This is a genomic window from Roseovarius aestuariivivens (assembly GCF_004761875.1).
Classification (GTDB): domain Bacteria; phylum Pseudomonadota; class Alphaproteobacteria; order Rhodobacterales; family Rhodobacteraceae; genus Roseovarius; species Roseovarius aestuariivivens.
In genome coordinates this window covers 18,863-39,967 of the sequence record NZ_SJEY01000012.1, presented here as the reverse complement: position 1 = coordinate 39,967, position 21,105 = coordinate 18,863, and the positions used below count along the sequence as shown (strand labels likewise).

Sequence of the window (21,105 nt, the reverse complement as noted above, 5' to 3'; positions counted from 1 at the left end):
GCAGCCTGTCACAAGACCGGACGCATATGTCGAGCCGTCGACATCCGACAAGCGGTTGATACGCTCATCCCTTGGCTTGGGAGCAACGAATTACCGTCGGCTTTGCGGACGTAGCTGCCGTTCGCTTTGAAAAGTTGAATGGCAGCGTTGCCCTTGTTCTTCCTACTTCGGTGGTCCTGCTGCAAAGAACAGGTATAGCGATTTGACTCCGGAAGTGACACGTCCGCTTTGGGCTAGTTCTGTCGTCTTCTGGTAGCCAACCCAGAAAGCAACAAGGCTGTATACCTGTGCCTGCAAAGCCGAATGGCTGCTTTTGACCGATGGGCTGACGACCCTCGCCGAGACGGTGTTCTGCCCGCGCCTGATCCTGCAAAATAGGTTCGCTCTGACGCGAGCCGCCTCCTTTTCAGATTGCCGCCAAAGACAGGAATTCCCATTTCAAAGAGACGCCTGGTCGATGCAAAAAAACGGCGAACCCTAAGGCCGCCGTTTCTGTATCTTGTTAAGCGGTTGATCGAAGATTCACGCGGCCTTGCGGCGGCGCTTGACTGCGACCAGGCCACCCAGCGCGCTGATCAACAGGAACCCGGCTGCCGGAATCGGCACAGGAGTTGGCAAGCCTGTAATCGTTTTGCCGTTGAGCGCGGCACGAAGCGCGGCCTGGGTCAGCGCCCCTTCGAAGTAACGCAGCTCCATGTTTACGTCGCCACCAAAGCCAGCGTCGACGTTGAAGAACGACGAGCCTGGACCGCGCAACCCTTCGAACCGGCCGACTTCAACGCCGTTGAGAAGCATCGAGAATCCGTCATCGCTGAAGACTTCGAAGTTGTTGATGCCCGCTCCGAGGCGGATGGTGCCCGTCAGGACAATCACCGAGCCCAGCATGTCGATCGAAGCGGCAGAGGCAGGGCTGAGCGAGGCAGCGTCTGCCCCGAGGAACGTCCCCAAGTCGCTTAAAATGTAAGGCGAGGGCCCACCGTAGTCGATACCAGTCGATTTGAACGTGGCGGTTGGGGTCGGGTTTCCAGCCAGGAACGTGTCGGCCAGTGTCATGGTGTTTGTCAGCGGCGAACCACCACCTTGATTGCCGCCTGTGTTGTAGAACGCTCCGTGCAAGGTCGCGGCATAGGCTCCGCTCGCCAGGCTCATGCCCGCAGCTGTTATGAAAGCGATTAAAGTCTTCATTCTTCAAAGTCCCCCGATATTTAGATCTCACGAGCGTAAAATACTCTGAACGCAATTTAACTACCTTAACCATCTACGAAAAATTTGCATAGTTTTTTGCACTGGTCGGTCGAGCGGTAGGAGTCGCCAGCAAATCTCAAATTTCCGTTTGAGCGAAGTCTCCAACCAGCCAAACGTCAACCTCCTCCGCCCGCTTGCCGTTCAAGTTTGAATTTTGCTGTCTGCGAAACAAAGGGCTGTAATGTGCGAGTGCGCATGCCGCAACGGTCCTCCCTCCTTTCGGTGAACCACGGGACTTTGCAAAGGCCGCCATCCGCGCTTTGCTGCTCCTCGTGGCCGGCGCAGCATAGGTCAGTAAGGGCTCGAAGCTGCCGTTCGCTGACAAGTATCCTAGTGGCCGCTATGGCCTCGGAGCGGCCATGATCCTCACGCACCCCGTTGTTTTGGTTGCGGACGTGCACCGCGAAAAACGAGAGCAGGCAGGTGTCTCACCCGTCTGGACTTGTACGCCGCTTCATCTCCGGGGGAACGATGAGTTGATCCGTCGCGTTGGTAGGCCATGACAACGATTTTAAACGATTCCGCCCGCGCCTTTTTGGTCCTTTCGCTTGCACTTCTGGCTCTTGCCGGGTGCGAGACAACCGAAGGTTTCGTGCAGGATGTCGAGAATACGACCTCGGCGGTTTACGAGAGCGTGGACTGAGCGCCTCCCCCCTGCCCCAACAGGAGAGTTTCCCATGACCCATCGTTTCTGGCTTTCCCTTGCCTTTCTGGGCAGTATGACCGCCCTGCAGGCCTGCGCACCGGCCATTGGCGCCGGGGCCGTTGTGGCCGCGGACCAGATCATCGAAGAGGAAGAGGGCGGCGACGGGATCTTTTAAGGTCCGCAGACGCGCTGCTGTCTCATCCTCGCAGACCATCGCGAGGTACATATGTTATCCCCTTTCTGGAAGCTGTCGGTCGCGGGCTTCGCGGCGACAGCGATCACCTATGGGCCGGCCCGCATGGGGTTCGGCCTTTTCCTTTCGGAGTTTCGCGGCACGTTCGAGATGTCGACGCGCGCCGCCGGGCAATTTTCGAGCTTGGGCTTTTTCGGCATGCTCGTCGGCCTTTTCGCGGCCTACTGGCTGACCGCGCGGCGCGGGCCGCGCTTGCCGGTGGCGCTGGGGCTGGTGTCGGCCACTTTGGGCCTCGCCCTGGTGTCGCGGGCAGAGACGCTCTGGATGCTCTACATCGGCGTCTTCTTTTCGATGAGCAGCGCCGGCTTTGCCTGGACGCCGTTCAACAACGCGGTCAACCAGCTCATCCATGACGAGGACCGGCCCACCGCTCTGTCGCTCATCAGCACGGGGACGAGCGTGGGCATTGCGACCGCCGGTCTGGTGGCGCTGATGGCAGACACGACGGGGTTTTCGTGGCGTGCAGGCTGGGTCGTCTTTGCCGGCCTGGGCGCGCTGGCGCTGGTTATCGCGGCGCCGTCGCTGCGCGACGTGGCCGGGCGGCCCGGGCCGGGATCAAAAAGCCCGTGGAGCGCGCTGGCGCGGCCCTCGGCGCTGCCGCTTTATGGCGTGGCACTGTCCTTTGGTCTGACGACGGCGGTTTTTCTGTCCTTTGCCGCCGACCGGATCGAGCAGGCCGGGGGTCTGGCCGGCATGCCCGGTGGCACCACGCCCGCGCTGGTGTTCATGACGTTCGGACTGGTTGGTCTCAGCGGGCTGGCGACGAGCCATCTCAAGGCGCGGCTGGGTCTGGTGAACCTCATCCGGGCGCTGATGCTGGCCTCGGCCCTCTCGATGACACTGGTGGCGGTGGCGCCGACGGCGTGGGGGGCCGTGATCCTGGCCGCAGGGCTGCAGGGCACGTTCGTGATGATGATGAGCGCAATCCTGGCGTTTTGGTCGGACCGGCTCTTCCCCGATCTGCCGTCACTGAGCTTTACCGTGGCGCTGATGGCCGTGGGCGTCGGCTCGGTGCTGGGGCCGATCCTCGCCGGTGAGGTTTCGACGCAGCTCGGCGGTGAGATCATGTTCCTCTGCGCGGCCTATGTGTCGGCGATGACGGCAGCCGCTCTGAGCCCGGATCGCGTGCAGGAGCGCCCGTCGCGGACCGTCGCCGCCTAGCCGTTCCAGCGCACGGCGCCGAGATCGGCGATGTCGTAACCCGGCATCGCCTTGGCCTTGGCGGCGAAGGCGGGTGAGTGGCAAAAGGCGAGGAAAGCCTGCATCGGCGGGTCGAAATAGGCCTTGCGGTCAACGAGCAGGTCAAAGCGTTCTTCGATGACCGGGACGAAGCCAAGGCTGAATTGCCGGGCCAAGGGTTCGAGCCCGAAGGTCGCCGCCGCCGTACCCGAGGCGACGGCGAGGACCGCATCCATCTCGCTGCGCGTCGTTTCCGCGACCGGAATATCGCCCGGTTTGAGCCCCGCAGCATCCAGCAGATCGCCCCAAAGTCGCTCGGTCCCGGATTCGGCCTGACGTGCGGCGAAGGCGTGGCCGATCAAATCGGCGGGTTTGCCGATCTTGCCCACCAGATCGGGGGCGAGGACCAGCCCCCGTTGGCGACGCGCGAAGCCGATGAGCGCCACGTCGCGGCCTGAGAAAAGTTTCGACACGCGGGGGATGTTCCATTCGTCCGTGTCCGCATCGTGAATATGCACCCCCGCCGCGATGCCCGCCCCCGAGCGAAAGCGCGACAGGCCATCGAGACTTCCGTCTAGATAGGTGGCGAGGCCACATTGCGACTGGCGCAGGGCCCAGTCGAGAACGGGATCGTGACTGCCCAGAAATACCGCGGGGCGGTCCGGCCCGGGCGTGGTGGTGCCGCTGCTGGCGCCCGCGATCCAGTCGCGAATCTCGGCTTCGGGGAAAAGAAGCTTGCCGGTGGCGCGAGAGCACGGGACCTCACCCGAGGCGGCAAGGTCATAGACCTTCCGCTCCTTGATGCGCAGGAGCGCGGCCAGTTCCTTGACGGTGAGGAATTCGGGCGAGGTGTCGGTCATCGGGTATCAGTCCCCCGCATTGGGGAAGAAGAGCTGTTCGCCGCCCAGGGTATAGCCGGCGATGGCCCCCTGCCCCGCGTCGGACAAAAGCCAGTCTATAAAGCTCTGGCCCGCCTCGGCCTTGACGTTCGCGCAGACCTCGGGGTTCACGAGGATGATGCCGTACTGGTTGAACATGTCCGCGTCGCCCTGCACGAGGATCTCGAAATCGCCCTTGTTGGCAAAGCTGAGCCATGTGGCGCGGTCGGTCATGGCGTAGGCGGCCATGCCCTGGGCCGCGTTGAGCGTGGCACCCATGCCCGAGCCGGTTTCGCGGTACCAGCCGCCCGAGGCCCCGGTCGGGTCGATGCCGGTCTCGGCCCAAAGCGCGCGCTCTTTCTTATGCGTACCGGACTCGTCGCCGCGCGAGGCGAAGAGCGCCTTGGTCTCGGCGATTTTCGTCAGTGCGCCCTGCACATCCTCCATGCCTTTGACCCCTGCCGGATCGGCCCCGGGGCCGACGATGATGAAGTCGTTATACATCAGGTCGGCGCGCGCCACGCCGCGCCCGTCGGCGACGAACTTCTCCTCCGCCGGTTTGGCGTGCACCAGAAGCACGTCGCCGTCGCAGTTGCGCGCGTTCTTGATGGCCTGCCCCGTGCCCACGGCAACCACGTTGACGGTGATCCCTGTCTCATCGGTGAAGATCGGCAGGATGTGATCGTAGAGCCCGGAATTGGCGGTGGAGGTCGTGGACTGCACGAGGATCCGTTCGGCCGCGGCGGGCATTGCGAGGGCCAAGGCGGTGAGTGTCGTCAGGACGGGTCTGAGCATCCGATGTCCTTCTTTCTGTCAGATCAGCAGGCGGCCCTGCAGATAGGCCTGTGCGGCCTCGCTGCGGGGGGCGTCGAAAAAACGGGCGGCGGGGCTGTATTCGGCGAGCTGCCCGGCATGGAGAAACACAACGTCATCGGCAAGGCGGCGGGCCTGTCCGATATCGTGAGTCACGAAGACGATCTTGGTGCCCTGCGCGGCCGTGTCTGCGACGATGCGCTCGATCATCAGGACCGAGGCCGGGTCGAGGCTGGCCGTGGGCTCATCGAGAAGGAGCGCCTCGGGCTCGGTCACCAGAGCGCGGGCCAGCGCGAGGCGCTGTTGCTGGCCGCCAGAGAGGCGGCGGGCGGGGTGGTGGGCCTCGTCGCTCAGGCCGACGCGCGCGAGAGCGGCGTCGCGCTTGGCGGGGTCGGATCGGCCCCGCGCGCGCAGGATGAAATCCACGTTGGCCGCAACCGAGCGGCGCAACAGCACTGGGTTCTGAAAGACAAGCGACTGGCGCCGGGTGAGCGCGGGGCTGAGCAAGGCGCCGCCCCAGCTGATCTGGCCCGCTGTTGGCGTGGCAAGGCCATGGACGAGGCGCAGGAAAAGGCTTTTGCCCGCGCCGTTGGGGCCCATGATGACGGTCACGCCTGCAGGCTTCAGCGACAGGGAAATCGCGTCGAGCAGGCGGCGCGCGCCCGCGCGATGCGACAGATCGCGGACCCGCAGGCTCATGCCCGGCGCGTGGGTGAGGGCGCTATCGGTCATGTCACGCATGGGCCTGCCGCGCCGCGGTGGCGCGCACCCCGTGGACGGCCGCGTTGACCCCCAGCGCCAGCACCATGAGCACCACGCCCAGCGCCATGGCCAGGGCCAGTTCCCCGCGCGAGGTCTCGAGCGCGATGGCGGTTGTCATGACGCGCGTCAGATGATCGATATTGCCGCCCACGATCATCACCGCGCCAACCTCGGCCACGGCGCGGCCGAACCCCGCCAGGGCGACGGTCAGCAGCGAATAGCGCGCGTCCCAGATGAGCGCCCGCATGGTCTGGGCGCGGGTCAGCGCGAAAGAGCGGAACTGGTCGGCATACTCAAGGTGGAGGTCTTCGAGCACCTGCCGCGAGAGCGCCGCGACGATGGGGGTGATGAGGATCGTCTGCGCGATGATCATGGCGGCGGGGGTGTAGAGGAGACCGAGAAAGCCCAAAGGGCCGGCGCGGGAGAGATGCAGGTAAACGATGAGGCCCACGACGACGGGCGGCAGGCCCATGAGCGCGTTGAGGAACGTGAGCGCCACGCCGCGCCCGGGAAAACGGGTGATGGCGAGAAAGGCGCCAAGAGGCAGGCCGATGAGACAGGCGAGAAGAACCGCGCTGAGGCTGACGCGCAGGGAGAGCGCGACGATCTCGATCAGGTCCGAATCGAAGGTGAGGACGAGCGTGAGAGCGAGAGAGACAGCCTCGGAAAGGTCGGACATCTTGCGTTACTTTGCATTATTTCCCAGTTTCGTGAGTTATGCGGAAATTTTGCAAGGCGCGCAAGGGCGTCAGGACGGACCGGCGCGGCGCGCCTCGATTCCTGCGATCTGGGAATCGGCCTGGGCGAAGTACTGCGTCGCGCCCGCCTTCGTGAACACCGCTTCGGCGGCCTCAACATTGGCCATGGCGCGGTCGAGATGGCCCGGGTTCTTCGTCAGATCGAAAAATGCGAGATCGACGTAGCAGAGTCCACCTTGAACCTTGGCCCAATCGAGCGGCATCCGCTCGCGAGTGTAAACCTGCAAGGCCGCAAGATAGGCTTTAATCGCCGCCTCCAGCCACGTAATGTCGTTCTCACGCTCCCCGAGGATCCGCAGCGCCACGCTTCGGCTCATATGGGTCAAGGCCCAGTCCAAAGGTGTTCGATCGCGGGTAAGCTCCTGCAAGGCATGCTCAAAGGCCGCCACAGCCGCCCTCAGCCGGGCAGTGCCAGCCTCCCGTGCGCCAAGAGTTTGAAGCGCGGTCCCTAGGTTGATTTGCGCTCCAGCCCAGTCCAGCGGTGCTCGCTCACGAGTGATTACTTGCAGGCAATTCTCGAAGCATCCGATCGCTTGCTTCAGTGTTAAGCTGTCGAACTCTCGCTCAGCGAGAGACCGAAGCGTACCCCCTAGATTCATTTGCGTGCTCGCCCAGTCCAAAGGAGCGCGCTCACGAGTTTGCACTTGCAACGCGTTTTCGTGGGCTTCAATAGCTGCCCTTAGCCGGGAGGTATCAGCCTCCCTTATTCCGAGAGCTTGAAGAGCGTTCCCCAAATTCGTCTGTGCGTTCGCCCAGTCCAGAGGCGCGCGATCGCGCGTCCGCTCCTGCAAAGCAAGCTCGAAGGCTGCAACCGCTGCTTCGAGTCGGACATTGTCGGCATCCCGCTGACCGAGGATACTGAGCGCAATGCCAAGGTTCATCTTCACCTTGACCCAGTCCAGTGGCGAACGGTCGCGCGTCAGCTCCAACAAAGCGTTTCTATGAGCCGCGACAGCTGCCTCGAGGCGCGCAGGATTGGCCCCTCGTTTTCCTAATATCGCCAGCGATATGCCGAGGTCATTCAGAAGCGCACCACGTTGCTCCCGCGTTTCGGCGCGTTCGTGAAGAATTCGGGCTAAGTCGACGGCAAGTTCCAGTGGCTGCTTTAGTCCTCGATCATGGCCCTTCTCATATTAAGCAAAGAACAGCATTCTCAGATCTTCCAGAGCCGCTTTCCCGCCTGCCTCCAGATCCGCCTTGCGGATCAGCAGATCAGCGGCGCGGGCAGTGTTGTCGTCGAGCAGCGCGGCCTCGATACCGCTGTCGAGTAGGCGGATCTTGCGTGCGGTATGCGCGGCGTCCTCCTCGGCCAGCGCGGCGTCGATTTCCTCGCCCGCAAGGGCATAGTCGCCCTCGCGCGCCAGTTCAGCCATGCGGGCGAGGACTTGATCCACGAAGCCGCCCTAGTTCGAGGTGACCTGCCCCTCGCGCTGCAACCGCACGGCGATGTACATCGCGTTCTGGAGTTCGCGCCACGCCGCCGCCAGATCATCGGTGTCCTGAGCCACGCGTTGCGCCAGCCGGATGATGGCGCGTTCGGTGATGCCTTCTTCGCGCATTCGCTTGCCACCTTCGGAATCATCGGTGCGTGCGAGGAGTTCCTGAAGCATGGCTTCTTGGCGCGAGGCGGGTTGCAGGGCTATGGGCAGGATGGCGTGCAGAAGTGCCGCGTAGTCATCCAGCGCGGTTTCAGTGCGATAAGCGCTGTCGCGAGCCTCGTCCCGGATGCGCGCCTGCATGTGGGCGACGATCGGGGCGGGCTGCATGCTGCCCGTCGCGAGGTCGCTATCGGAGGGCAGAAAGGCCGCAAACATCTGGATCAGGATCTTGCGGCGATCCGGGGTCAGGTGGTCCCCTTTCAGGTGCGCGTCGGCCCGTTCGGCAATTTCGAGCGCGCGGACCTTGTCGGGCGTGTCCAGCTTCCTAAAAAGCGCATGGCCCGAGAGCGCCGCCCCGATGGCCGACACCGAGCCGCCGGCCAGGGTGATTTCGGTCGCCGTGGCGACCGCGGCAAGCGTCGCGGCGATATTGCCGGCATGCAGAACCTTTTCCACCATGGACCACCCTTTTCCCGACGCAAGCTTACGCAGGACGGTCGGGCGCGCAACCCTGAGATGCGACCCTGGCAAGTGCAAAACGGCCCTTGTCCTGAGCGCCGTGTCGCATTAGACGGGTCCCCGGAGACGTGGCCGAGTGGTCGAAGGCGCTCCCCTGCTAAGGGAGTAGACGGGAAACCGTCTCGAGGGTTCGAATCCCTTCGTCTCCGCCACAAAACCTATCTTAAATATTGATTTTAAATAATAATTCCTCGCCGATTTCTTGTCGGATACAGTTATGGATACACTTGGTGCAGATGTGAAATTTGGTTCAGCGGTTTCTAGTCATAGAACCACGATTCTGCGCGGTGCAAGCATAACTCTAAAGATGTGGAACGTCCGTCTATCCAATGCATGTCAGAACGCGTATCTGCCTTACGCCCATTAGTTGAAGCTTTGACCCCAGCCCGGGATATACTGGCTGAGGTCATGACGTTCTAAGCGGCTAAGCTCATCTAATTGTTCGGATTTATAAACAGGAATAGTCCTTCCTCGATATGCCACTTCATGGTCTGGATAGTAAGTTTTCAAAAAGCTGAGCATTTCGTCAGATAGTGGATGTTCTAAAGCAAAAACGCCGAAACGCTCTCTAAATAGCCCCCATTGGCGAGCCAATACACCACTCCGCCGCGATCTCGTACAAATCCAGAGCCAGTCCATGCGCATTTTTTCACTGCGTCCCTTGGATTGATAACCCTGCCAAATAGGACGAAAAACGCAGGCACCTATGATGCGAAAACTCTGATCGTGAAAGAGGAAGCCTAAACCCTTTCGCTCAGGACACCCATCATATTCCCATTGAACATGGTTGTAGTTAAATTCGCGCTGGAACAGTTCTGCCCTTAGACGAACCTCTTTTCGCAACCACGGCTCGGACTGATCAGTAATCCAAACTACACTTTGATCGTTTTCAAACGCTTTCTGGAAAGTTGGCGAAGGGTTTGGGTCCAAAGCCTCAAGCAATGGAGCATGTTTTTCTTCATGAAGTTTAATATCATCTTTATCATCATCCACGTAAGCAAAGTTCTTACCGCACAGTTTGCATTTCTTAGGCATTAAGTCCCTTTCGAACTACTTAGAGAAGCTTCTCATAACCACGGCGTATGACGTCAGCCATAAGCCCGCAATCTTCGGAAGATTTGAGTCCTGCGCTCATGCTTTGACCTGTCTTCATATCTCTTATTGCACCACGCGATGAGATTCAGCCACGACGCTAACATGCCGTGCAAATGAAGCAAATCTCGGCACGACGAGCAGCAGTCTCATTTTGTAAGAACAAGACATAGGGCCCTTCAAAGAACCTTTGCATGTGGTTGCAGGTCCGTAGTTTAAGCCATCCTCGCTTGAATATTTTGAGGGAAAACTCAGAGCGCTGGCATTTGACAGAGCAAACTAGAATTTCGACATATGATCAATATTTGGTGTTGCCCTGCACTACATGACACATTATTTTGGGAGTATCAGCCCTGCATGATGCGTGGCTTCCACCTAAAGCACTCGTCTACGAGACGGGTGTGAAACTTTGGAAGCATCATCATGCGACAGAAAGTATCCACCGAACGTCTCTGTGAAATTCAAGTGCTGCCGGACAGCGCGCTTGTACGCGTCAGTGAAATCGCGGCTCTTGAAGACGTCTCCATGTCCACGGCGTGGCGCCGCGTCCGCGACGGCCACTGGCCGGTTGTTCGCGTTGGCGGCACAACCCGCGTGCTCTTAGGCGCTTATCGTCGCAAACAACAGGCATTCGGTGAAGGTGGCTCCAATGACTAAGATGCCACAAAACCCTACCGTGCCTCTCGATGATCCAAAATTCGTCACAGACACCCGTCTCGGCAATGCGCGAGGTGCTCGTGATGTTGAGATACCTGAGGGAAAAAAATCGAACGAGTGGCAACACATCAGCCAGCCTTTGGGCCAAGTTGTCAAAGACGCACTGGAAAACTTCAAAAAAGAAAAGTCGGGGTGATCAATGAAAACGGTCTCCCCCAAAGCTCAAAAAGAAGTAGAGCCACATAGCGTTGAGGCGGAACAGATGATCCTTGGCGCGATTCTGTTGGGTTGCTCATGCGGACCTGTTGAGTCGGCGGGCGGCGCCGACATTTTTTTCGAACCGGTTCATGCGGAAATTTACCGGGTATGCCGCAACTTGGAAAAAGCAGACAAGCTTGTCTCCCCCGTCACGGTCAAAGCCAGCATATCAGAAGAGCTGAAAGAAAGAATGGAGCCGCTTGGTGGTGTCGGCTATCTCGCCAAGTTAGCAGGTTATTCGATCTCTCCATCGCAAATCGGGGAGTATGCCGAGATCGTAGCCGAGGCTTCCGCCAAGCGCCAACTGCTCGAAATCATGCGCGATGCCAAGGACGGGATCGCTGACGGCGACTTGAGCGCATCTGATGTTGCTGCGCAAATGGAAGCCCGTTTTCAGACGCTTACTGCCGCTGAAAGCCGTGTCAAACCCATCTCGATGATGCTGGCCGTTGAAGGCGCCTTGAAGGAAATACATGCCGCGTATAGCGGAGAAGAGCGGCGCTGCGTTATGTCGGGGATTAACTCACTTGATCGGTTTGTGCCCGGGTTCGCACCTGGGGAAATGTGGCTCCTCGGCGGACGTCCCTCGATGGGCAAGACGGCAATCGCACTTTTCATCGGGTTGAATGCCGCGCGTTCTGGGCACCCGGTCGTCATTGCCAGCCTTGAAATGACACCCGAGGCGATGGCGATGCGGGCGCTGTCCGAAGCGACAGGAGGAACTTCTTCTGCCGTATCATACGCAAATCTGCGCTCAGGAAATTTCTCGGAAAAGCAGCGTGACGCCTTGGAGAAGGCCACTCATGAAGTGGCTTATCTGCCCATCACTTTCCTTCCACGCGAGTATCAAGACACGAGCCTCTTGCAGGTCGGTGTCAAACAAGCTCTGCGCCGGATGAATGGGGACAAGCTGCCACTCGTGATCGTCGATTATGCGCAGCTTTTGCGCTCGAAGGCGGCAACGCGCTACGAACAGATCACGGACGTAAGCCTTGCTTTGAAGGGCATGGCCATGGGCTTGATTATTCCGGTCATCGCACTGTCGCAGTTGTCCCGGGCGCTTGAGCAGCGCGATGACAAACGTCCCATGTTGTCAGACTTGAGAGAAAGCGGTCAGCTTGAGCAGGACGCTGATGGCGTCCTCTTCTGCTACCGCGATGAATATTATCTCGAACGGGATGAACCCGATCCAAAAGATCACGAGGCGCACTCAGCCTGGGAAAAAGCTTTGGCCTACCAGCGCAACCGCCTCGAAATCATCATCGCGAAGCAGCGCCAGGGCGCGATTGGGACGGCAAAGCTTCACTTTAATCCCGCGTTAAATCTGATTTGGGAATAAAGACATGAGCCATAAGTTTACATCAAAGGTGTGGGAAGACGAAGATCTTTCGCCGACTGAAAAGCTCGTTCTGGGATCTCTTGCTGATCATGCAAACGATCAGGGCGTCTGTTATCCTTCAATAGCCAGGCTGGCGAGGCGGACTGGATTTTCTGCGAGAACGGTGCAAAAGGCAATCAAAGACCTTCGCGAAGTCGGTAAGCTGCGGGTCGATGAAAATGCTGGCCCCAAAGGCTGTAATCTCTTCACCGTTTATCCGTCTAAGGACAGCAACGCCCCGGCAGATACCCCCCCGAAACAGATGCACCCCGCAGATCCTGCACCCCCGCAGGAAATGCGGGACCCCCCGCAGCTCTTGCACCCTCCCCCCGCAGGAGCTGCACCCGAACCGTCAGGAACCGTCAAGAACCGTCAAAAAGAAGATCACCGTACCGGTGATCCGTGTTTTTCGAACTTCTGGGAACAGTGGCCGCTCAAAAAGCAGGGCAAACAAAAAGCCGTGAAAGCGTTTCAGCGCCTTTCAAAGCCAAACAAGGTTCAGGCTATTGAGCGTGTCTATGAGTGGGCAATCTCCTGGCGAAAAAACAACCCGACAGCCACTGATATTCATCCAGCGACTTTTCTGAATGAGCACCGGTGGCTCGATGAAGACCAGGCTGGCGCCAAGGTAGATCCGCGGATTCCAAAATATTTGGCTCTGGCCCAAGAATGATAATGAAGCCGTCAACGACAAACCCGGAATAGAAGCAGTCAACAGGACCACCTTATGGCAAAGAGCAAGAAGAGCAGCGACAAGAATCCGGCAAACCTTGCACCGTCAGGGCTGACCTGGAAGCGCGATGCTTTTTGTCGCGAATACCTTAAAGATCGAAACGCCACGCAGGCTGCCATCCGCGCAGGATACGCTGAGAAAGCCGCCAAGGAGCAAGGTTACAGACTGCTCACCAATGCTCACATCAAGGCGCAGATCAACAAGTTGGCCCGGGAACGCGCGAGGCAGCTCGAAATCGAAGCCAATGACGTTCTTCTACGCCTATGGGAAAAAGCAACAGCTGACGTGAATGAGCTAGTCCGCGTGGAGCGCCGTTGCTGCCGGTACTGTCACGGTGTCGACCACGAATACCAGTGGAAGACCGCCCGCGAGTTCCGCGAACACTACGACAAGGAAATCCGCCGCCAGTTTGGCACCGACGATCCGGACAAGTTCGTTGAGCTGGGCGTGAAGTTCGATGCAGGCGAGCGCATCCCCGGCATACCCACCGACGCGGGCGGCTATGGGTTCGACCCGACCGCCGATCCTAACCCAGACTGCCCCGAGTGCGCCGGTGAAGGCATCGTGCATGTCGTGGTAGCCGACACCCGTGAGGCCCTCTCACATCCGCTGTATGAGGGCGTGAAGCAGACCAAAGACGGAATTGAGATCAAGATTGCTGACAGGGCCAAGGCTCTCGAACAAGTCGCGCGCCACCTGCAAATGTTCAAGGACGATGTAAAGCTCAATGCATCTGAGGACTTGATCGCTGCTGCAAGAGCCATCAGCGCCGCTTCACCGCCTATAACGCCCCAATATGCTCGAGAGAACGAGCACCGACTGGATGAATTGGATGAGGGTGAGCGCGCTGCGGCAGACTCCCGGTCAGGATCACATGGCTGATTGCCTCGGGCAGACCTCAAGGGTAGGTCAGGACGACATGTCATCAGGAACAGCAAATATGAGCCTCCTCTTTCAAGACCTCGCACTGGGCCAGCTACGCCTTGAAAACCGCATCATCATTGCGCCGATGTGCGAATATTCGGCAGTCGGCGGGAATGCTCAGGATTGGCACATAATCCATCTAGGCAGCCTGGCGCTGTCCGGGGCGGGACTACTAATTCTTGAGGCGACAGCTGTGTCGCCCGAGGGGCGAATTTCTCCGCATGATCTTGGACTCTACTCTGAAGACAATGAGCGCGCGCTCGCCCGGGTTCTGGATTCGGTGCGTAGGTATTCTGACATGCCGATCGCGATCCAGCTGTCGCACGCCGGTCGCAAGGGGTCGAGCCTTGCTCCCTGGGAGGGCGGCGCCCAGATCGCGCCTGATGCGCCGCAGGGGTGGAAAACCGAGGCCCCTTCTGCGGTCCCACATGCCGAGGGCGAGGATGTCCCAATTGCGCTTGATGCCGAAGGTCTGGCGCGCGTTAGGTACGACTTTGTTAAAGCGGCACGGCGTGCCGTGGCTCTGGGACTGGACGGGATCGAACTTCACATGGCGCATGGCTACCTGCTACACCAGTTTCTATCGCCCCTTTCGAACCAAAGAAAAGATGACTACGGGGGAAGCCTGGAGAACAGGATGCGCTTCCCACTCGAGGTTTTCGAGGCCGTGAGAGAGGCTGTGGCCGCCGAAATCCCTGTTTGGGTCCGGGTATCAGCCTCGGACTGGGTACCGGACGGGTGGGACCTGGACGGCACGATCGCGCTCTCTCATGCATTGGAGCAGCGCGGCTGTGCCGCGATCCACGTCTCATCCGGAGGAGTGTCACCGTTGCAGGAGATCACGCTGGAGCCCGGCTACCAGGTCGGGTTCGCCGAACGTGTCAAGGCCGAGATCGGCCTGCCTGTCATCGCGGTCGGGCTGATCACGGAGGCCGCCCAGGCCGAAGAGATCCTGCAGAACGGCCAGGCAGACGCGATCGCCCTAGCGCGTGGCATGCTCTACGATCCACGCTGGCCATGGCACGCTGCGGCCGAACTGGGCGCGCAGGTGACAGCGCCCAAGCAGTACTGGCGGTGCCAGCCCCGAGAGTTCAAAAGCCTGTTTAAGGACATTAAGATTGGGCAGAGGTGAATCGGTCGAAGGGGCACAGTGGCGCTGTCAGAGGAAAATCTTGTCGTAGGGTTTTCAGCGAGGACTTCGGCTGGCTTGCCCGCTCGGGTAGTGTCAGAGGGATGAACTTGCGACCGTTCTGGTCGGCCCCTACCCTTCCTGAATGAGCAAGCCCAACCCGTTCCGCTACTTCCGAACCAGCCGCGAGGTTATCCGCCTGGCGGTGATGATATATGTCAGCTTTCCGCTTTCGCTGCGCAATGTCGAGGACCTCCTGCATGAGCGCGGCATCGACGTGAGCCGCGAGTCTATCCGATTTTGGTGGATGCAGTTTGGCCCGCTTTTCGCCTCTGAGATCCACAACACCAGGACTCAGCGGATGCGTGCATACTCGAACCACCAGTGGCATCTCGACGAGGTTTTCGTGAAGATCGCTGGCTGAACAACCGAATAGAAAACGCGCACCTGCCATTTCGACGAAGAGAGCGAGCCATGTCCAGCTTCAGGCGTATGCGAAGTTTGCAGAAATTCGCCGCCGTCCACTCTTCAATCCACAACTTGTTCGATTCGGAGCGCAGCCTCTACAGCAGACAAAATTTCAAGCGAAACCGAGCCGCTGCTTTGGCCGAGTGGCGCGATCTCTGCATCGAATAAGGGGCAGCCTCACAGTACAAGTAGAGACGAGTTCGAATCCGTCTGACAGCACCCGCGCCCGCGGTCCGCACCGGGTTGTTTTCGAATGGAGACGATGGTATTAATTGAAGCCTAAAACTAACGCGTGGGTGCGCGCGTGTCCTTCGCGGGCATTGGTGATATCGGCGTTTCTTAAACTATATTCAGGGAAAAGATTCATGATCTCCAGAACCTTGTGCGGCGCAGCGGCCGCGATAGCACTGATGGGCGCGGCGTCGTCGGCGTCGGCCACAACCGTCGACTTTGACTCCCTCACCTCCGTAAGCACTGGCAGCGGCACGCCCGCCGCGAGCGCGGTTCTCACCGACGATCTCGCGAACCTCGGCGTCGTCTTCGGCCGCGCGGGCGTCAGTGCCGGCGTGGCGGTGATCAGCTTCCTTAGCGAATACGTCTCGGCCCCGAACGCCATCGCCGGGCTCGAGGCCGACGGCAGCTTCAAGACCTTCGCGGCGTCCGACATCTATTTCAACTTCGTCGATCCGGCGAATTCGAGCGTCGCCGGCACGACCAGTTCGGTGGCCTTCGACCTCGGCGACACCGGGGGCGACGTCGACAACTTTTTGATCAGCGTCTACGACGTGAAGGACAACCTGCTGGAAGCCCGCAACGTCTCCAGCTCCTCGTTCAGCAACCAGGTGTTCGCGCTCGCCGGCATGCATCGGTTCCACATCGATTTCGACGACCTGAGCACCGCGGGCTATTTCCTAGACAACCTGGAATTCGGCAACGTGATTTCCGCCATTCCGGTCCCGGGCGCCCTGCCGCTGATGCTCTCGGGGCTCGCGGGGCTCGGCTTCGTTGGGCGACGCCGCCGCCGCGGCTGAGTCGCGCCTTTTTCGCCCTTGTCATGCGCGCGTCCGGCCGAGGGTCGGGCGAGGGCCTTTTCCTTGTTCCGCGGAGCCGCGTCGGGGCGGTTTCATAGGGATGAGCTTGCGACCTCGGCAACCGCCCCCTACCCTTCCTGAATGAGCAAGCCCAACCCGTTCCGCTACTTCCGAACCAGCCGCAAGGTTATCCGCCTGGCGGTGATGATGTATGTCAGCTTTCCGCTTTCGCTGCGCAATGTCGAGGACCTCCTGCATGAGCGCGGCATCGACGTGAGCCGCGAGTCTATCCGATTTTGGTGGATGCAGTTTGGCCCGCTTTTCGCCTCTGAGATCCACAAGACCAGGACTCAGCGGATGCGTGCATACTCGAACCACCAGTGGCATCTCGACGAGGTTTTCGTGAAGATCGCTGGCTGAACAACCGAATAGAAAACGCGCACCTGCCATTTCGACGAAGAGAGCGAGCCATGTCCAGCTTCAGGCGTATGCGAAGTTTGCAGAAATTCGCCGCCGTTCGCGCCTCCGTTTTCAATCTCTTTATTCAGGAACGCAGCCTCTATTCACGAGCTAATTTCAAACGAAACCGCGCCGCCGCTCTCGCAGAGTGGCGCGGTCTCTGCATGGAATAAAAGGCAGCTACACTGACCTTGACGAGACTGGTTAGAAGCTGTCTGACAACTCATTGTGCCAGCATCGAGCGCGGCCCATCCCGCCAAACCGCTTCCTCCAGTTATAGTATGTCGCATCGCTGATCCCGACACTGCGGCACGCTGAGGCCACATCCGCACCAGAACTCAGCTTCAACTCGATCTCACGCAGCAGTTTCAAGACGTCTTCGTCTGAATGTCGCTTCCTTGCCATGCCAACCCTCCTTCTGCAGTCAGTGTAATGGCCCAGTTTTACGGGGGGAAGGACAGCCTGTCGGATTCAGGACCGAGCGTTCGATCTCTGCTTCCTCCCCTTGCGGACTTTCCAGACTTTTGGACTCCCGTTGCAAGCCGTGGCTTACGGCTCACAAACCGATATGACGGTGACGCAGCATAGTGACCACCGCCCATTCTAGCGCTCCGGCCTTGGCCGGCTAAAAAAAAAGCAAGTATCAGGTGATCGTGCGCTATACTTCCCCCAAAAACTTCAGGGGAGTTTACATCATGGAAGATGCCAAGGCTTTCGAGGCCCTGATCTTTTCAAACAATAACATCAGTCGAAATCCACAGTTGGCGACCTTCGCCATCGCATATCTGGCGGAGATCGAAAAAGGATATTTTCCCGACACAGAGACCACCCAAAGCCTACTGGAGGTTCTCAGTAGCCTTGGGACAGAAGATCAGATCTTAGAAGCTGTGCTTAAGGACATCGTCTCCCTTGTGGCGCCGGATATCGGCGGGAGGGTTTGGTTCGACGTTGACCGCGACGGCCTTCAAGACCCAGACGAGGTCGGCTTGTCAGGTGTGGCGGTCACCCTGACCGGAAGTGGTGCGGACGGTATCCTCGGAACATCTGACGATACAACACAAACTGTCGTTACAGACGAGTCAGGCGATTACCTGTTCGCGGACTTGGACCCAGATCGCGAATATCGCACTGCATTCACTTTGCCTTTCGGCTACGAGTTTACGCTGCGTGATCAGGGTCTTGATGACAATATTGATAGCGAGGTTGATCCGACGACAGGTTTAAGCAGTGTTATCGTGCTTAACTCAGACGCTGACGAGCTCTCTGTTGATGCCGGTTTGATCCTGGCAAACCGTCCTCCGGATATATCAGTTGAGATTGGCGACACGGCAAACGCATTCATTTTTGAAGATGCTGATGGTTTGGCCACAACAGGCTCGCTCACTGTAATTGACGAGGACCAGACCAACGCAGTTTATTTGAAACTCATTTCGCTTGATATCTCCGGGTATACTGGCCCACGTCCGATGACCGATGACGCTCTGTTTTCGATGCTCACGCTCGATCCGATGGGCACGCAACTCAATGCGGACGGGGTGCTGATCGATTCCTCCGAGACGGTGGATCAAATAACCTGGCAGTTTTATTCCGCGGGTGAGAGTTTCGATTTTCTCGGGCTTGGAGAGACCTTGAGACTCGATTACGTTGTGTATGCGATTGACGATAGCGGCATCCCTCCCGACAGCGACGAGCAGATCGTGACGGTGGACATATCCGGCAAGAATTCTGCGCCCGTGATTTCGTTCGATTATGGAGAAGAGACAGATGCTGTTGCCACTGTAACCGTCGATAAAGTTACGGCGTCCGGCAGCCTGATGGTGGCTGACAGTGACATCACAGATACGGTCAATATATCTGTGTCGGGCGTCTCAACGCCCGCGGCGTCCGGAGTACCTGATGCAGGCGTGTTCAAGAGCTACCTGTCGCTCTTGCCGACGATGGTTCTTGGGCCGACCGAAACATACGCCAGTGTGGATTGGAAGTTCTCCGCCGATGCCGATGCTTTCGATTTCCTCAAGGACGGACAGTCTCTGACAATTTCCTACGAGATAACGGCAAGGGATGACAGCGGAGCGCCCAATGACAGCGATGCAAATGTGATTCACGTCACCGTAACCAAGCCTTCTTCGGAACTTTCGTGGTATGCGCGTTTCGATTCTGGCGAGGGAACGGCGTCCGCGGTCCCGGGCACGAGCGACATTATTGTCGGGGGGCAAGCTGGCTGGGTCGGTCTGGACGCTTTCGATCTCGCGGCCCTGAACAGCACCTTGATCGGCTCCACCTCGGACGGCGCCGGAGGCGCGGGCAAGGTTCGACTGGATCGGCTGGAGCTGAACCTCGCCGAGATCGGCCTGGCGTCGGGGGCGCTCGGCGAGGCGCTGCTGGCCGGGACGCATTTCGACGGTGTCGAACTGGTTGGCATCTCGACCGCACCTGACAAAGCTGTCGTGGAAGCCGCAGTTGTTCTCGATTTTGCGCTGGTCTCGGAGAGCCATTACGGCGGAACAGCGGAAGGCCGTGACCAGGGTATCGTGGTCGATTACGGGGCGATCAGCATTGCAACCGGTAACGGTCCCGAGATGAGCTGGAGCCGGATCGAGAACCTGCCCGAGGGTCCGGGAACGGGCAGCCTTTTGGGCGCGGAAGTGACCGGCGCGGTTGCGGTCGGGCAAGGCGGCGGTACTAGCTTCGGCGAGAGCCCGACGGGTAGCGACTTGAGTTATATGCTGCGCCTCGGCAAGGGCGAGTTTATTGAGCTCTCGGGCTTCGACATCGTGCTTGAGAACTCCACGAATGTCGGTTCTTCGACTGGCGGCGGCGGCGATGCCGGCAAGGTGAAAACTTCGCAGATCGACGTCACTCTGGACAGCACCAACCCGGACCTGTCTGGGCTGTTGCGCGATCTTGTGGTGGGAACGCATTTCGACACGATGGAGATCGAAGTCTGGCAAGCTGACGGCGCTAGGGCAAACGGAACGCTTCTGGCCGAACATCTTTTCGATCAGGTTCTCGTGAGCGAAGCCCGACTGGACGAGACGCGGGACGCGCTCGTGTTCGAGACCGGCAGCATCGGCGCAACCTACCTCGACGACACGGCGAAGACGGACTTTGGGTGGAACCGTATCCTCAACACCGTCGAAGCCCCCCCGCCCCCGACACCCGATTGGGATGGCTCGGTCGCGAAGCCTTCTTCGGAACTTTCGTGGTATGCGCGTTTCGATTCTGGCGAGGGAACGGCGTCCGCGGTCCCGGGCACGAGCGACATTATTGTCGGGGGGCAAGCTGGCTGGGTCGGTCTGGACGCTTTCGATCTCGCGGCCCTGAACAGCACCTTGATCGGCTCCACCTCGGACGGCGCCGGAGGCGCGGGCAAGGTTCGACTGGATCGGCTGGAGCTGAACCTCGCCGAGATCGGCCTGGCGTCGGGGGCGCTCGGCGAGGCGCTGCTGGCCGGGACGCATTTCGACGGTGTCGAACTGGTTGGCATCTCGACCGCACCTGACAAAGCTGTCGTGGAAGCCGCAGTTGTTCTCGATTTTGCGCTGGTCTCGGAGAGCCATTACGGCGGAACAGCGGAAGGCCGTGACCAGGGTATCGTGGTCGATTACGGGGCGATCAGCATTGCAACCGGTAACGGTCCCGAGATGAGCTGGAGCCGGATCGAGAACCTGCCCGAGGGTCCGGGAACGGGCAGCCTTTTGGGCGCGGAAGTGACCGGCGCGGTTGCGGTCGGGCAAGGCGGCGGTACTAGCTTCGGCGAGAGCCCGACGGGTAGCGACTTGAGTTATATGCTGCGCCTCGGCAAGGGCGAGTTTATTGAGCTCTCGGGCTTCGACATCGTGCTTGAGAACTCCACGAATGTCGGTTCTTCGACTGGCGGCGGCGGCGATGCCGGCAAGGTGAAAACTTCGCAGATCGACGTCACTCTGGACAGCACCAACCCGGACCTGTCTGGGCTGTTGCGCGATCTTGTGGTGGGAACGCATTTCGACACGATGGAGATCGAAGTCTGGCAAGCTGACGGCGCTAGGGCAAACGGAACGCTTCTGGCCGAACATCTTTTCGATCAGGTTCTCGTGAGCGAAGCCCGACTGGACGAGACGCGGGACGCGCTCGTGTTCGAGACCGGCAGCATCGGCGCAACCTACCTCGACGACACGGCGAAGACGGACTTTGGGTGGAACCGTATCCTCAACACCGTCGAAGCCCCCCCGCCCCCGACACCCGATTGGGATGGTATTATCTAGCGGAAGCTATTTAAATAACCAACGCCTGCTTTTCCGGAAAGCCGCCGAATGGTCTTGTCAGAGGGATGAGCTTGCGAC

At 59.5% G+C, this 21,105-nt stretch carries 21 protein-coding genes, 1 tRNA gene and 2 pseudogenes; 14 read left to right on the top strand and 10 right to left on the bottom strand.

Annotated features, from left to right (window positions below):
- Window positions 1–522: 522 nt before the first annotated feature.
- Window positions 523–1,185 carry a VPLPA-CTERM sorting domain-containing protein gene (locus EZV60_RS16880; RefSeq protein WP_135506865.1) on the bottom strand — a complete coding sequence of 221 codons (663 nt, stop codon included), beginning with the start codon at window positions 1,183–1,185 and terminating at the stop codon, window positions 523–525.
- A 559-nt stretch (window positions 1,186–1,744) separates the two neighbouring features.
- Here EZV60_RS16880 and EZV60_RS19180 point away from each other — a divergent pair.
- From EZV60_RS19180 to EZV60_RS16875, 3 genes are read left to right on the top strand one after another with little or no spacing between them, the layout of a single operon-like run.
- Entirely contained in the window at window positions 1,745–1,888 is a 144-nt protein-coding gene (locus EZV60_RS19180; RefSeq protein ID WP_167853565.1) for a hypothetical protein, read from the top strand.
- Window positions 1,889–1,922: 34 nt separating this feature from the next.
- Window positions 1,923–2,066, top strand: coding sequence for a hypothetical protein (locus EZV60_RS19175; RefSeq protein ID WP_167853564.1), 144 nt, complete (start codon window positions 1,923–1,925; stop codon window positions 2,064–2,066).
- Window positions 2,067–2,117: 51 nt separating this feature from the next.
- On the top strand, window positions 2,118–3,305 hold the full coding sequence (locus EZV60_RS16875; protein WP_135506863.1) for an MFS transporter: 1,188 nt from the start codon (window positions 2,118–2,120) through the stop codon (window positions 3,303–3,305).
- Here EZV60_RS16875 and EZV60_RS16870 read toward each other — a convergent pair.
- From EZV60_RS16870 to EZV60_RS16840, 7 genes are all read right to left on the bottom strand, one after another.
- Window positions 3,302–4,183: a helix-turn-helix transcriptional regulator gene (locus tag EZV60_RS16870; protein WP_135506861.1), complete on the bottom strand. Its 882-nt coding sequence runs from the start codon at window positions 4,181–4,183 to the stop codon at window positions 3,302–3,304. The two genes, EZV60_RS16875 and EZV60_RS16870, sit on opposite strands and share 4 nt — an antisense overlap.
- A gap of 6 nt (window positions 4,184–4,189) precedes the next feature.
- Window positions 4,190–4,996, bottom strand: coding sequence for an ABC transporter substrate-binding protein (locus EZV60_RS16865; protein ID WP_135506859.1), 807 nt, complete (start codon window positions 4,994–4,996; stop codon window positions 4,190–4,192).
- An 18-nt stretch (window positions 4,997–5,014) separates the two neighbouring features.
- Window positions 5,015–5,746, bottom strand: a complete 732-nt coding sequence (locus tag EZV60_RS16860; protein ID WP_245306339.1) for an ABC transporter ATP-binding protein — start codon at window positions 5,744–5,746, stop codon at window positions 5,015–5,017.
- 1 nt (window position 5,747) lies between these two features.
- Entirely contained in the window at window positions 5,748–6,455 is a 708-nt protein-coding gene (locus tag EZV60_RS16855; protein ID WP_135506855.1) for an ABC transporter permease, read from the bottom strand.
- A gap of 69 nt (window positions 6,456–6,524) precedes the next feature.
- Complete coding sequence (locus EZV60_RS16850; RefSeq protein WP_167853563.1) at window positions 6,525–7,463, bottom strand: tetratricopeptide repeat protein; 939 nt, start codon at window positions 7,461–7,463, stop codon at window positions 6,525–6,527.
- 204 nt (window positions 7,464–7,667) lie between these two features.
- Window positions 7,668–7,928, bottom strand: coding sequence for a hypothetical protein (locus EZV60_RS16845; RefSeq protein WP_135506851.1), 261 nt, complete (start codon window positions 7,926–7,928; stop codon window positions 7,668–7,670).
- A gap of 9 nt (window positions 7,929–7,937) precedes the next feature.
- Window positions 7,938–8,591, bottom strand: coding sequence for a hypothetical protein (locus EZV60_RS16840; protein ID WP_135506849.1), 654 nt, complete (start codon window positions 8,589–8,591; stop codon window positions 7,938–7,940).
- Window positions 8,592–8,713: 122 nt separating this feature from the next.
- On the opposite strand from EZV60_RS16840, the gene EZV60_RS16835 reads away from it, so the two are divergent.
- Window positions 8,714–8,803, top strand: a tRNA-Ser gene (locus tag EZV60_RS16835).
- A gap of 211 nt (window positions 8,804–9,014) precedes the next feature.
- Here the strand turns inward: EZV60_RS16835 and EZV60_RS16830 are convergent.
- Entirely contained in the window at window positions 9,015–9,644 is a 630-nt protein-coding gene (locus tag EZV60_RS16830) for a hypothetical protein (RefSeq protein ID WP_167853562.1), read from the bottom strand.
- A 522-nt stretch (window positions 9,645–10,166) separates the two neighbouring features.
- Here EZV60_RS16830 and EZV60_RS16825 point away from each other — a divergent pair.
- The 9 genes and pseudogenes from EZV60_RS16825 to EZV60_RS16785 all read left to right on the top strand — a co-directional run bounded on the left by EZV60_RS16825 (window position 10,167) and on the right by EZV60_RS16785 (window position 16,953).
- Window positions 10,167–10,400 (top strand): hypothetical protein, encoded by a 234-nt coding sequence (locus tag EZV60_RS16825; protein WP_135506845.1) that lies wholly within the window; start codon window positions 10,167–10,169, stop codon window positions 10,398–10,400.
- Entirely contained in the window at window positions 10,393–10,596 is a 204-nt protein-coding gene (locus tag EZV60_RS16820; RefSeq protein ID WP_135506843.1) for a hypothetical protein, read from the top strand. The genes EZV60_RS16825 and EZV60_RS16820 overlap by 8 nt, the downstream gene beginning before the upstream one ends.
- A 3-nt stretch (window positions 10,597–10,599) precedes the next feature.
- Entirely contained in the window at window positions 10,600–11,997 is a 1,398-nt protein-coding gene (locus tag EZV60_RS16815) for a replicative DNA helicase (RefSeq protein ID WP_135506841.1), read from the top strand.
- A gap of 4 nt (window positions 11,998–12,001) precedes the next feature.
- Window positions 12,002–12,709 carry a helix-turn-helix domain-containing protein gene (locus EZV60_RS16810; RefSeq protein ID WP_135506839.1) on the top strand — a complete coding sequence of 236 codons (708 nt, stop codon included), beginning with the start codon at window positions 12,002–12,004 and terminating at the stop codon, window positions 12,707–12,709.
- Window positions 12,710–12,763: 54 nt separating this feature from the next.
- Window positions 12,764–13,651 (top strand): terminase small subunit, encoded by an 888-nt coding sequence (locus EZV60_RS16805; RefSeq protein WP_135506837.1) that lies wholly within the window; start codon window positions 12,764–12,766, stop codon window positions 13,649–13,651.
- A gap of 58 nt (window positions 13,652–13,709) precedes the next feature.
- Window positions 13,710–14,825 (top strand): NADH:flavin oxidoreductase/NADH oxidase, encoded by a 1,116-nt coding sequence (locus EZV60_RS16800; protein ID WP_135506835.1) that lies wholly within the window; start codon window positions 13,710–13,712, stop codon window positions 14,823–14,825.
- A 142-nt stretch (window positions 14,826–14,967) separates the two neighbouring features.
- A pseudogene (locus tag EZV60_RS16795) lies at window positions 14,968–15,458 on the top strand (DDE-type integrase/transposase/recombinase).
- Window positions 15,459–15,655: 197 nt separating this feature from the next.
- Window positions 15,656–16,321 (top strand): hypothetical protein, encoded by a 666-nt coding sequence (locus tag EZV60_RS19260; RefSeq protein WP_210115118.1) that lies wholly within the window; start codon window positions 15,656–15,658, stop codon window positions 16,319–16,321.
- A 141-nt stretch (window positions 16,322–16,462) separates the two neighbouring features.
- Window positions 16,463–16,953, top strand: a pseudogene (locus tag EZV60_RS16785) (DDE-type integrase/transposase/recombinase).
- A gap of 31 nt (window positions 16,954–16,984) precedes the next feature.
- On the opposite strand, the gene EZV60_RS19580 reads toward EZV60_RS16785, so the two are convergent.
- Window positions 16,985–17,185, bottom strand: coding sequence for a transposase (locus EZV60_RS19580; protein ID WP_135506832.1), 201 nt, complete (start codon window positions 17,183–17,185; stop codon window positions 16,985–16,987).
- A 290-nt stretch (window positions 17,186–17,475) separates the two neighbouring features.
- Between EZV60_RS19580 and EZV60_RS16775 the strand changes: the two genes are divergently transcribed.
- Complete coding sequence (locus tag EZV60_RS16775; RefSeq protein ID WP_135506831.1) at window positions 17,476–21,027, top strand: SdrD B-like domain-containing protein; 3,552 nt, start codon at window positions 17,476–17,478, stop codon at window positions 21,025–21,027.
- The last annotated feature ends 78 nt before the right edge of the window (window positions 21,028–21,105 follow it).

Excerpts from the sequence above, each read along its gene's own strand:
- EZV60_RS16880 (WP_135506865.1), bottom strand. The coding sequence starts at position 1,185 with ATGAAGACTTTAATCGCTTTCATAACAGCTGCGGGCATGAGCCTGGCG.
- EZV60_RS19180 (WP_167853565.1), top strand. The coding sequence starts at position 1,745 with ATGACAACGATTTTAAACGATTCCGCCCGCGCCTTTTTGGTCCTTTCG.
- EZV60_RS19175 (WP_167853564.1), top strand. The coding sequence starts at position 1,923 with ATGACCCATCGTTTCTGGCTTTCCCTTGCCTTTCTGGGCAGTATGACC.
- EZV60_RS16875 (WP_135506863.1), top strand. The coding sequence starts at position 2,118 with ATGTTATCCCCTTTCTGGAAGCTGTCGGTCGCGGGCTTCGCGGCGACA.
- EZV60_RS16870 (WP_135506861.1), bottom strand. The coding sequence starts at position 4,183 with ATGACCGACACCTCGCCCGAATTCCTCACCGTCAAGGAACTGGCCGCG.
- EZV60_RS16865 (WP_135506859.1), bottom strand. The coding sequence starts at position 4,996 with ATGCTCAGACCCGTCCTGACGACACTCACCGCCTTGGCCCTCGCAATG.
- EZV60_RS16860 (WP_245306339.1), bottom strand. The coding sequence starts at position 5,746 with ATGACCGATAGCGCCCTCACCCACGCGCCGGGCATGAGCCTGCGGGTC.
- EZV60_RS16855 (WP_135506855.1), bottom strand. The coding sequence starts at position 6,455 with ATGTCCGACCTTTCCGAGGCTGTCTCTCTCGCTCTCACGCTCGTCCTC.
- EZV60_RS16840 (WP_135506849.1), bottom strand. The coding sequence starts at position 8,591 with ATGGTGGAAAAGGTTCTGCATGCCGGCAATATCGCCGCGACGCTTGCC.
- EZV60_RS16825 (WP_135506845.1), top strand. The coding sequence starts at position 10,167 with ATGCGACAGAAAGTATCCACCGAACGTCTCTGTGAAATTCAAGTGCTG.
- EZV60_RS16820 (WP_135506843.1), top strand. The coding sequence starts at position 10,393 with ATGACTAAGATGCCACAAAACCCTACCGTGCCTCTCGATGATCCAAAA.
- EZV60_RS16815 (WP_135506841.1), top strand. The coding sequence starts at position 10,600 with ATGAAAACGGTCTCCCCCAAAGCTCAAAAAGAAGTAGAGCCACATAGC.
- EZV60_RS16810 (WP_135506839.1), top strand. The coding sequence starts at position 12,002 with ATGAGCCATAAGTTTACATCAAAGGTGTGGGAAGACGAAGATCTTTCG.
- EZV60_RS16805 (WP_135506837.1), top strand. The coding sequence starts at position 12,764 with ATGGCAAAGAGCAAGAAGAGCAGCGACAAGAATCCGGCAAACCTTGCA.
- EZV60_RS16800 (WP_135506835.1), top strand. The coding sequence starts at position 13,710 with ATGAGCCTCCTCTTTCAAGACCTCGCACTGGGCCAGCTACGCCTTGAA.
- EZV60_RS19260 (WP_210115118.1), top strand. The coding sequence starts at position 15,656 with ATGATCTCCAGAACCTTGTGCGGCGCAGCGGCCGCGATAGCACTGATG.
- EZV60_RS19580 (WP_135506832.1), bottom strand. The coding sequence starts at position 17,185 with ATGGCAAGGAAGCGACATTCAGACGAAGACGTCTTGAAACTGCTGCGT.
- EZV60_RS16775 (WP_135506831.1), top strand. The coding sequence starts at position 17,476 with ATGGAAGATGCCAAGGCTTTCGAGGCCCTGATCTTTTCAAACAATAAC.